Source organism: Mesorhizobium sp. M0954, from assembly GCF_040319155.1.
In the GTDB taxonomy this organism is placed as follows: domain Bacteria; phylum Pseudomonadota; class Alphaproteobacteria; order Rhizobiales; family Rhizobiaceae; genus Mesorhizobium.
Window position 1 is genome coordinate 127,852 of sequence record NZ_JAMYNR010000015.1, and the last position, 10,711, is coordinate 138,562.

The 10,711-nt window shown below is 59.4% G+C and carries 9 protein-coding genes; 1 reads left to right on the plus strand and 8 read right to left on the minus strand.

The annotated features are described in order from the left end of the window. Window positions 1–207 precede the first annotated feature (207 nt). The gene (locus NKH93_RS21400; protein ID WP_352971909.1) at window positions 208–1,122 is read left to right on the plus strand and encodes a hypothetical protein; all 915 of its coding nucleotides are present in this window, start codon (window positions 208–210) and stop codon (window positions 1,120–1,122) included. A 31-nt stretch (window positions 1,123–1,153) separates the two neighbouring features. On the opposite strand, the gene NKH93_RS21405 is transcribed toward NKH93_RS21400, so the two are convergent. The 8 genes from NKH93_RS21405 to NKH93_RS21440 form a co-directional block, all read right to left on the minus strand. Then, window positions 1,154–1,555, minus strand: a complete 402-nt coding sequence (locus NKH93_RS21405; protein WP_352971912.1) for a recombinase family protein — start codon at window positions 1,553–1,555, stop codon at window positions 1,154–1,156. A 105-nt stretch (window positions 1,556–1,660) separates the two neighbouring features. Further along, on the minus strand, window positions 1,661–2,011 hold the full coding sequence (locus NKH93_RS21410) for a glycosyltransferase (protein WP_352971915.1): 351 nt from the start codon (window positions 2,009–2,011) through the stop codon (window positions 1,661–1,663). Window positions 2,012–2,284: 273 nt separating this feature from the next. Beyond that, window positions 2,285–3,583 carry a glycosyltransferase family 4 protein gene (locus tag NKH93_RS21415; protein WP_352971918.1) on the minus strand — a complete coding sequence of 433 codons (1,299 nt, stop codon included), beginning with the start codon at window positions 3,581–3,583 and terminating at the stop codon, window positions 2,285–2,287. Next, window positions 3,489–4,766, minus strand: a complete 1,278-nt coding sequence (locus NKH93_RS21420) for a polysaccharide biosynthesis/export family protein (protein ID WP_352971921.1) — start codon at window positions 4,764–4,766, stop codon at window positions 3,489–3,491. Before NKH93_RS21420 ends, NKH93_RS21415 begins: the two co-directional genes overlap by 95 nt. 296 nt (window positions 4,767–5,062) lie before the next feature. Further along, entirely contained in the window at window positions 5,063–6,403 is a 1,341-nt protein-coding gene (locus NKH93_RS21425; protein WP_352971924.1) for a hypothetical protein, read from the minus strand. Then, complete coding sequence (locus NKH93_RS21430) at window positions 6,400–8,124, minus strand: GumC family protein (RefSeq protein WP_352971927.1); 1,725 nt, start codon at window positions 8,122–8,124, stop codon at window positions 6,400–6,402. Before NKH93_RS21430 ends, NKH93_RS21425 begins: the two co-directional genes overlap by 4 nt. Window positions 8,125–8,134: 10 nt before the next feature. Next, on the minus strand, window positions 8,135–9,454 hold the full coding sequence (locus tag NKH93_RS21435) for an oligosaccharide flippase family protein (RefSeq protein WP_352971930.1): 1,320 nt from the start codon (window positions 9,452–9,454) through the stop codon (window positions 8,135–8,137). A 162-nt stretch (window positions 9,455–9,616) separates the two neighbouring features. After that, window positions 9,617–10,405, minus strand: a complete 789-nt coding sequence (locus NKH93_RS21440; protein ID WP_352971933.1) for a WecB/TagA/CpsF family glycosyltransferase — start codon at window positions 10,403–10,405, stop codon at window positions 9,617–9,619. Window positions 10,406–10,711: the final 306 nt, after the last annotated feature.

Consider the following 10,711-nt stretch of genomic DNA (forward strand, 5'->3'; position numbering starts at 1 on the left):
GCACCCGAACTGGGCGGGCTGGTAGATTTCATGTTGCGCGGCCGGCAGTCTCTTGAACCCCGGCGCCTTAATCGGCGCCGTCTCCTTGCCGGGCTGCTAGCACTGCCCGCCTCGGGTGCCGTAGGTGCCGCGGTGCCTCTGGCCCAAGGGCGATCGGGCGATAAATGGTTCGGGGGTGCCGTCTCCCTTGCGCGTCCAAGCGGACCCGTGTTCACGCGCGCGGATGGGCAGATCATTGAAAATCTTGACATTTACGCCCCCTATGGCAACGGGATCACGGCACTCCATCAGGGCGTCATCGTCCGCAGCTGCCGCATTCGTCATGCCATGGGCAGCGGAATATACGCCCGCGGAGCCGCCGGAATACGCTTGCAGGATCTCGAGATCGATCGTGTCGGCGTCCCCCCCTCGGGGACCGAACCAAGTCAGAACCGCAACAACATAGAGCTGGAAAGCTGCCCCGATGCGATCATCATCCGTGTCAAGGCGTCCCGCGGCTCCTCCAATATCTATGTCTTCGACTGTCCAGGCACCCAGATGAGCTTCCTCGAACTCCACGACGCGCGCGGGCCGTTCCCCCGTGGACAGAATGTGCAGTTCGACCGCTCTCCGGATACGAGCTTGGAAGAATTCTCGGCCGAGAACGGTCCCACCTCCTGGACCGAGGACAACATTTCCGCCTTTCACTCGGACCGCTGTACAATTCGACGTGGACTCGTCTCCTACAACAACAGCCCCACAGGCGTTGGCGTCATGCTCGAGGGGAGCTTCAATTGTCGGGTCGATGACGTCGATGCCGTTCAACAGGGCAACGGCGCCTTCTCGGCCGTTCCGCAGGGTAAGGTCGGCAGTGGCGGTTGCGCGTTCAACCGCTGCCGCACCCGGGACACCTATAATCAGCCACGGGACGGCAGGGACGCCCCGACCTCCAACGGCCTGTCGTTCCATACCCGGATATCAGAAGGCGCTGAAAAGCACAGTGTTAGGGACTGCTGCGTCTACGCGCTCGCCAATCCCCGCAACATCATCTGGCAAAGGGCGGCCGTGCACGCCGGTTGGTCCATCGAGCGCAAGGTATTTGATCCCAGACCGGCATTGCGGCTTGCCTTCAACTGGCAGTGAGCAGAGAGTGCGCTGGTGCGTCGAATCCGACTTACCGACGACGCCAAAAGAGCAGCAGGTCTGACAGCATCGATCGCGACGGCGACATCCCAAGCGTCCAGAGAGGCGCTGATGCAAGAATCATGCGTCCCGTCGTCGTGCTCGTATCGATAGGTGTGTCGACGATGCGAAGACCGACATGCTTGCTGCCAAGCCTTTCGATAAGCGACAGCACTTCGCGGGTTGTGCGCGCAACACGGTACGGCTTCGTGACCGCAATCACGTCTCCTTTCCTGGCGAATTCGATCGCCCTTTCCAGCTCCGGCGTCGAACCGAATATGCTAGTCTTCTCGCAGAAGTAGTTCTCGGCTCCCAAGCGGGCAAGATAAAGCTTTTGCGCTTCCAGTCTGGCAGCGGGTTCGAAGGTGTTGATACGACAGTAGCCGATGATCATCGCATTCCCCAATCGTAAGAAGCTTTCAGTGAGGGTCCAAGGTGCCCGACGAACCCGCCGAGAATCTGCGAGCCTGAATGCTGCCACGGCTCGGCAGTCCATTTGTCATCTCCCATGTCCGTAGAGATCCGCGAGCTCGAGATATTGCTTTGCGACTCCCTGTGCATCGAACCGTCCCGCCCACTGGCGGGCACCTGCCGACAAGCGCGACCAAAGGTCATCATCGTCCAGCACCGCCTTTAGTGTTGCAGCCATCACCTCGGGCTGTGGTTCGACCACTGCCCCATTCACGCCATCCGCGAGGAGATCCCGGCTGAGCCTTGAGGTCCCGACGATGGGTGTGCCGCTGGCGATCGCCTCCATCATTGCTGAGGCGACAGGAACCGTATAATGCGTGGGGAAAGCAGCGACGCGAACACGGCTGAGTAGCTCGCGAACGCGTGCTCCCTGTGCCATGCCGAGAGACAATCGTGCCACGCAGCGGCAGCGGCATCGTCTCGCTGTGGATGACAAGGTCCGGCCGGAACCGATTGATGATACCGACCGCCCGCAGCCATGCCGCGACTGAGGCCGGTCCGGTCAACGGCGTGCGGCTCAATCCGATTATCAGCAACTCGAGGCGAGGCGAAAGAAGTCGCTGGAATTTTGCGCTGCTGTCGAAGGTGCCGACCACCATTTGCAAATGGTGCCCTAAAATTGGGTTCCTGCCAGCGCATGTTCCGGCCCACCTCACGACACTGCCGCGAAGGCCCGGATCGGGCGCCTGACAAGGGGTTCATAAATGGCCATCAGCCGATTGAAGTTTGCTTCGGGCGTGTACTGCTCCTGATAGGCGGCATAGGCCCGGCCTGCCACTTCCTCCAAGGCAGATCGGTTTGAAAGCGCCCAGCGCACCTGATCGGCCAACGCGCCGGCATTGCCGACAGGAACGACAAGGCCGGTGACGTCTGGCTCCACGACCCCTTTGATCCACGGCAGCTCCGAGCAGATGACCGGCAGCCGGCTTGCGAAGGCCTCGATGACGGTCATGGGAAACAATTCATAGCCTTTCGACGGAAAGAGCAGGAATGCTGCAGCCTGCATCTCCTTCAGCACTGTCTCGCGCGACTGACGCCCGAGATATTCCACGCGCTCGCCCGCAGACTGCTCGACGAGCGGAGCCAACGGCCCGTCGCCGATGATCCGCAGCGGATAGTCGATCTCCTTCCACGCCTCGAGCAGCGTGGCCACTCCCTTGTGGTGCTCATCCAGTCGTCCGACGAACAGCCCTCCATTGCGACGAAGGTCACCGAAGCTCGGCGGCCTGGCAACCGCATTCGGCTTGACGACGATGCGTTCGGCCGGCAGGCCGCCTTCCACAAGCTTGTGCCTGGCCCAGTCGGTAAGGGCAATGAAGCGGTCGACCTTGCGGGACCAGGTGCCGGCTCGCTTGTGAAACTCGACCATTGCGGCGACGGCGAGCGTGCCCGCCAGGGAATTCCTGTAGACCTTCTTCGGAACAGTCCACCAGCAGGCGTGGCGGAGACTTCGCTCCCGAAGCCGCTCATCGGGATAAAGCAAGGCGCTGGGACAGAGAATCCTGAAATTGTGCAAGGTCATCACTGATGGCACGCCGGCCTCGCGGCACGCATCCAGGATGGAGGGGCTCAGGAGAGGAAAGAAATTGTGGATATGGACGACATCCGGTGAAAATTCCGCCAATTTTCGGGACAGGGTCCGCCGTGAATGAGGGTTGTAGATGACCCCCACGGCGCTAGAAATCTTCCGCGCGACCGACACGATATCGTCATTCGTGGCGGAGAACAGCTCGACGTCGACCCCATTCTGCTTGAGGCACGCGAGCTCCTCCCGAACCACGCTGTCCTCTCCGGCCCTTATCTGGTAGAAATTATGAACCATTAAGACGCGCATCGCAGTCCGCCACGTCCGAATCTCAATTCGGCATCCCGGACGCCCGTGGCGACGACGCGACAGCTCCGGAAAAGTCGACCTTTGGCAAAACGACCTCCACAACATCGCCGGGCGCAAGCCCGAGATCTTCGCTGCCGGGGAGCGTCTCGGCGCCCTGCTCTCGCTTTCTATGCACTGTTATCTCGGGCCGACCCGCGGCTATCAGCAAGGTGGATTGCGCTTGACCTGTAAGCGCCAGCTTCTGCGCGGTACCCTCAAGACGCGCCGAGATCTGGGCCAGATTCATATAGGCCTCCTGTAGCTCTCCCAAGGCCGCGATTCGTCGTTCACTGTCGATCTTGTTCATCTGTCTGACATATTCGCCGCGCTGGCGCTCGATGTTCGATGCCTGGACGATCGTATCGAGCAGTTGGGTTGATGACATAAGCGCCGCTCGACGGGCTTCAGATAGGCGCGTGGTGGCCGCCAAGCCCTTCTGAAACAGCGTCCTGACTCTCTCGTAATCTTCGGTGTCGGCCTGGCTTCCCTCTTCGTCCTTCTTCTTCTTTTCAGACAGGAGCCCCAGTTGCAGGTTAGCCTCCTCGACAGCACGTCGCAGAAGCTCCTTGTCCTTTTCACTGTCTGACAGACGAGCTTCGATATGCGCTGTTGCCGTTTGCTTCAATCGTTCGGCGAGCGCCTCAGGCACCGGTGCGTTCTCGACATGTTCGACTTCTTCGCCGAGTTCGGTGCGAAGGCGCCAAATGCGAACCTGTTCCGTTGCGAATTGCGCCCATAGGGCTTTGTACTCGGAACGGAAATCGGCCGCTTCCATGAGCGGATTGGCGATGCGAACCTGGGCAGCGCTGTAGCCACCCGCAACCGCCACAGACTGTCGGACGGTCATACCCGGCCGGAAGATGTACTCTCCCGGCCTGGCGACATCACCAGAAACATAGATGGGCCGGTATTCGGCAAGCGAAACGAAGACCTGGTCCGTCTGGATCAGCTGCGTTATTTCACGGCCGTCCTCGGTCCCCCGCCGATACGGCTTGCTGGCGAGACTGCCAGCGATTATTTCCTGCGCTTGTTGAATGGAAAGGCCGCTGATTTGAACCGCTCCAACCAGCGCCAAGTTCACCTCGCCGTCCACTCCGATCAGCAATCGCTGCCTGAAATCCGGAATACCAGGGACCGATACTTCCAGCGTATCTCCGGGCTTTAGCTTGTAGTCGGCAAGTGCCGCTGTCGGAATCAGAGCGATGGCGCCAGCAAACGAAGCGAGGCGGGTCGAAGCCATGGTCATCGACAGCGCCGACAACAAGGATCTCAACAGCTTCATGGGTCCCCCAACGGGTTGCCCCCGTATCTCTACGGGCGATTTATTACGGGTTTCTCCGGCGCGGGCGAACCTGCGCAGTGGATGGCCCTATGCTACCAGAAGAGGCATAGCCGAGGCCGAGGCAAAATGGCTGGCTCGCTGGCTCTTTCGAGGCACTCCTGATGGAACCGGCACGGCGCCGCCGCATGAGCGGGCACATCAGTGGACGGCTCCCCTGCTCCTGCCGCGCCAAAATCGTACAACGCGATCCCTTCTACCGAGACCGATAGCCTGCCCTATGTCGGGAGGGCCGCATCCATGTTCGTTCCGATGTATGAACAAGCGCAATGCTGCGTTCGATCCGGTTCAACTGGAGGAAGTTCCACAGCCAAGGCCGGAACGCTGGCGCGAAGCGCAATCAAATAGCCGTATGAGAAAGCAATTCCCACAATCTGTAGAGGGCTCTCCAGGGCCGGATTGACGAACATGGCGAGGAAAATCGTGATGAACACCGTGGACGCATGATTGCGAACACCGCGTGGCAGTCGATTTGGCGGGAAGGCCACCAAAATGGCAGACACGATCAAAATGAAACCAATGACCCCCGTCCGCAATATGGCTTGAAAGAACGAATTGTGAATTCCTGTCGAGAGTATCTCAAGCATTCTGGCATGCGTAATATTATGGGTGTCGGGAAGAAAGGTAATATCCTCGAATCCGGGAAACTCGTATCGCCATCGGACAGATTCCGTCCCAAATCCGATGCCAAACCCGTGTGTATCCGCAACGGATACGAGTGCGTCCGAAATGAACGCGAGTCGGATCCCGGAGTTCGGGTCCAGAGCAAAGGTTTGAGGTATGAAGTTGAGCCCGACGGCATAAGCCGAAGTCAGTGCGGTCGCCAAAGCTGCGGCCATCAACCGGCCGGGCACGCCAATCAGAATGACGATCGTCGTGACTGCAAGGATCTTGAACTGAGCCAAGGGGCTGGCGAGGGCTATTCCCAAAAGGAGCAAAATGCCGCCGTATCGGCGCCAGTCGTTCGTCAGAAAAATACCGCCTGCAATGAAAAACACGGCAATGACCATGTTGTTGATCAGCGCACCATAAAGAATCACTATCGCGGCTTGCCCAGATGCGCGCGGATATTGCACGTCCTGCTGAAACATCACCGCCGGCGCGACAACGAGAGACAGGAACAGGAAAATGGGTGCACCAAAAAAGGCATTGCCGCTCATCAGCCTGCGGCGGAAATAAGCCTTGGACGCCCATGCGACGGCGAAGAATCCAACGATCGGGACGATTTGCCTTGTGACTGCTTCTTGAAGGAAGTGAACCTGCCAGGAATCCGGCATCAGCCTGTATCTGGACAGCAGGGCAATGAAGAGGCAGAAGGCGGTGTAGACCGCGAGCAGACGAGGCGGCATCGTCTGCCGCAGCAAGGCGTAGGCCAGACAGACACCGACCGGGACCACTATGAAGAAAAGGCCAAGCAGGCGCAGGGATATTGCGAGGGCGCAGGCCAGCCAAATGCCCGAGAGAAAGAGGGTGTAGTCGAGCACGTCAGGGGAATGGCTGCAAACGAGGTCGACCGGCTTTGAACCCTTCCTGCGTGACAATGTCGCTGGCGAGGTCATGGCCTGTATTCCCGGTTAGGACTGAAAGCCGCACGGTTCATCCTGGTCAAAATTACTGCCGAGAGTTTCTCTGCAGGGATGATGCGCAGGATTGCCTCGAGGTGATCCGCGAAAGTGCGGCGTGCCTGCAGCACCAGGAGGACCTCGCTGATGACGCCCATGGCAGCTTCCAGATCAGCGGTGCGGTCGGTGCTGTGAAAATCAACCACTATACAACTGTATTCTTGCTGCAGATGCTGGAGTGCAGCGGAGATGGAGAGCGAGGCATTCAACTCGGAGATTGACCCCGTGGGCCTGAGAACCAGAACTTCCAGCCCTTCCTGATGCGCGGGAATGATGGCAAACGCCCTGGCGAGCTTGCGACCTGGCTCCGCGTTCAGCATTGGCTGGTCCATCGATGGCTTTTGCCAATTGGCATCAATGAGCAGTGTCTTTTGCCCGGTCGCCGCAATGAGCCTTGCGAGATGAACCGCCACCGTGGAGCTTCCGGACTTGGCGAGGGGTGAAGTAACGCCGATTACAAATCCGCCTTGGCGGCCCTGAACTCCGCGCATACGGCTGGCAATTTTGCTCAGCGAGCTGTGAAGCTCGGGAGCGTCCTTTGAGTAGACGGGCTGCAAAGACTGCTCGCATGGCCCCACAACATTCCACCTGCGGCGGGGAATTCTGCGTATCCCTACAATCCGATCAAGGCCGGTCGATCTGTGCACATCCTCGACCGTTATCAGGCGGTGGTTCATTGCTTGCCTGATCAATGCGTGACCAACGCCGGCAACCCCACCGGCCATAACGGAGAGGGCTACCATCAGGACCGTTGGCGGCCAACTGCGTTGGCGAGGCGGTTCGGCGGGCGTGATGACCCTTGCGCTCGGGATCAGCGACGAGGGGCTAAAATCGGAGAGGGTCCGCTGCAGAAGGGCATTGTAAAGCGAGCGATAAACCTCGGCCGCGCTCTGCTGCTCGCGGAAAAGGACTCTTGCCCTCTCCGCAGATTCAGGGTCCGATTGGAGTTCCTTCAGTGATTCGGTCACAAAAGCCTTTTCCCGAAGTTCCGCCAGTCGCTTATGCAGATCAGATGCTTCTTCCGCGCCAGCCGCCTGCCGGCGCTCGCGCTGATTTCCGATGTAACCGTCGGCGATCGCGTTCGCGAGCATGGCGGAGAACTGAGGATCGGAAGAGGTGACCCCGATCTCGACGGCGCTGGAGGAACCCATCTGAAGAACGGAAAACGCGCGCCTCACAAGGACCATCGCCTCATCCCGAATATTTGGCTCCGCCGTCGGCAGTTCGGTGCCGAAGAGAGACGCTAATTGGCCTTGCACATAGCTGGAGATCCGGGTGCGCAAGCTGTCATCCGTCACAAACTCTTCGTCTTCCGCTAAGCCAGTGTGGTCAACAACACGTCCGACGACTTCGTCCGACTGAATGACCTGTATCTGGCTCTCTACATAGACCCTCTCATCCGCCTGAGCTTCGCCCGGTTGCGGAGCGGGCGGAGATGAAAGGAGGATCGTCGCATAGGCGCTGTAATATCCAGGCGAAAGGACTGTATATGCGCCGCCGACACCAAGGCTTACAACCATCCAGAGGAGGCACAGGCGCCAACTGCTTCGAATAAATCTCAAGATGTCTTTTACGGTCAGCTCGTCGCGATCCTTGGGAGGTATCTGCTGGTGAGGCGACCCGGACGGCTGAACGACGAAGTCATCGGTGGCGAACATACAGACTCTCCTACGACTGGAAACGATCGGCCTCGTGCTCCAACGGCGCGGATTGGGACGCAGGGGGATATCCTCGCACCTGGCCTGCGTCGCAAGTCGCCGCCGTGCGAAGGACTGCCGCTCCGCCAATGAGGAAGAAGCCGGCTGAAACCACCAGCACGACGACTTCCTTCGCTACCATCGCGTAAACAATGGCTTGCTCCGCCATGACGAAAGACAAAAAATATGCTGCCACCAGGAATACTAGCAGACCGGATGCATTAAGGGCCGCCCATTCATTTTCATATCCGTAACTAAACATAAATACATTTGATGTGAATGTATTTATGTTCATTATAAGTGGTATGATTGCCATCGCACGAACTATAGGTATCGCTCCTGAAAATTTATCTCCAAACAGAATTAAAATTATGTACGGAGCAATAAAGAACATTCCAATACTCATCGCCGCCCCGCCTGATACGGTGAATAGTGATCTCCTTATCAATCGCACCCCGGCAGCCGGATCGACGTGAGCGTAGTATGAAACCCTCGGTATGAAAGTATCCATAAGCAACTTGAAAAATACTCTGGAGGCTAACAGAAACTTTTCGGCGACAGAATATTGACCGGCTGCGACATAACCTTCGAAATGCTGGACAAGGGCGACAGGGAGGGTGACGAGGGCAGTCTCCACGGCTATGAAAAGGCATCCCCTCCAGCCATTGCGCAGCTGCATTCCAATCGTCGAAAGCGTCACGGACCTGAAGCCGCCGAACCCAATCGGAAGGATGAAAGGTAAGCAGATGAGGCCACTGACGACGGGAACTGCGCTCTGGATGGCAACGGCGAGTGCGACCTGGTCAGGTGATGCGACCATGGCGACGAAACAGACGAGCGCCAGAACGCGAGCAACAACCACGGCGATGGCCGCCTGCCAGGCGCGTTCAAGGCCGACGAAGAGCCATGCCGGAAAAATAATGCCGCCGGCGGCCGAGAGCATCGCGCACAGGAATGTCGGCCTACTGAGCGCCAGCACGTCGCCGGCCAGCACAAGGCCCACCAGGCATACGGCAACGAACAGCACTGCCTTGGTGGCCATGACCTGAGCAACCAGGGATGCGATCGCCGCCGGCTCGTAACGGAGGGAAGCTACCCTGCGCTGCGCCGTCCAATGAAATCCATAGGCCACGACGACGGCAGCGAGTTGTCCGATGGCGAGCGCATACGCGTAGCGCCCGAAACTCATGGGTCCGAGGACACGCCCGGCATAGGGCAAGATGATCAGCGGCTGCAGGACGTCGGTGACATACAGGACAGCCAGACTGGCGGCCTGTTTGCTCAGAGTCATGGTAGCCTCCAGTCAGGTGCCTGTCGAGGCAATGCAAACCACCCAGTCCAGATATGGCAGCGCCGCCTCCCAGAAGCAGCGCCAAAGAACGGCCGGCCGTGAAGAAGTTGGCGCAGATCGGCAATACGGCGGTCCAAGTGTGTTCACTGGTTCCGCCTCCCTCTAACCGCCACGAAGTCTGCGCCTGGGAAGCAGCGTTGCCTGCAACAAAGCCAGGATGAACATGCTGTTCGTCACGAGATATCTGCTCGCCAGGCGGCGGGGATCCTGGAAGAGCCGGTGCAGCCATTCCAGCCCGCTCTTTTGCATCCATTGCGGCGCCCGTTTGACGTCTCCGGCGTGGAAATCGAAAGCTGCTCCTACCCCTAACATGACCGCATTGATCCGGCCGCGATGCGCCTGCATCCAGCTTTCCTGCTTGGGACATCCGAGCCCCACCCACAGGATCCTCGCACCGGACTGATTGATCATTCCGACCACTGCCTCATCCTCCTCGGCCGACAGAGGGCGGGGTGGAGGTGAGTAAGAGCCCACGATGTTTATGCCGGTAAACTCGGTTCGAATGCACTGTTCGAGACGCTGGAGGGTGCCCGGGCTGCCGCCGTACAGGAACATTGCCGAGCCCAGTTCCGATGCCCTCCGGCAACAAATCCACATCAGGTCCGGTCCGGCGATGCGCGGCTGATCCGCGTGTCCCTGCCGTCTCAGCATCCAGGCCACCGGCGCTCCATCGGGCGCGACAAGGTCGGCGCTATCCATCGCTTCGGCATGGGCGCGATTGCGGCGGGCGGTGACGACACTGTGGGCATTGCACAGGAAAACCGTTCGGCTCTCCCGCCGCAGGGCCCAGTCGAAGACGCAGTTGACTGCCTGCGCCAAGCCCAGGGCGTGCACGGGTACCCCAAGCACTTGCTCGCGCACCACTCCCTGATCGATCGCGAGCTCTGTCATGCCACCCTCGATTGCTGCAATGGTGAGCCATCATCACAGCGTGCGGGCACTTCGAGTGCAATTGCTATTCCGAACCGGAAGCTGGCGGGCGGCGCTCATCGGAGGTACTTAAAAGGAATATCCTGTCCGAACCGGTGTGGTGCACCCCGTGTCAAGCGAAGTGAGGATTTGATCCCTGGGGCGAAACGAAGAACTGACCCCGTCATTGTTTTGCGATTTCGTTGGTGTCGGGGGGGGGGGGGGGGGGGGAGGTGGAGGGGAGCGGGGACGGGCGGCGGAGGCGGGGGCAGGGGGGGCGCTCGCGGG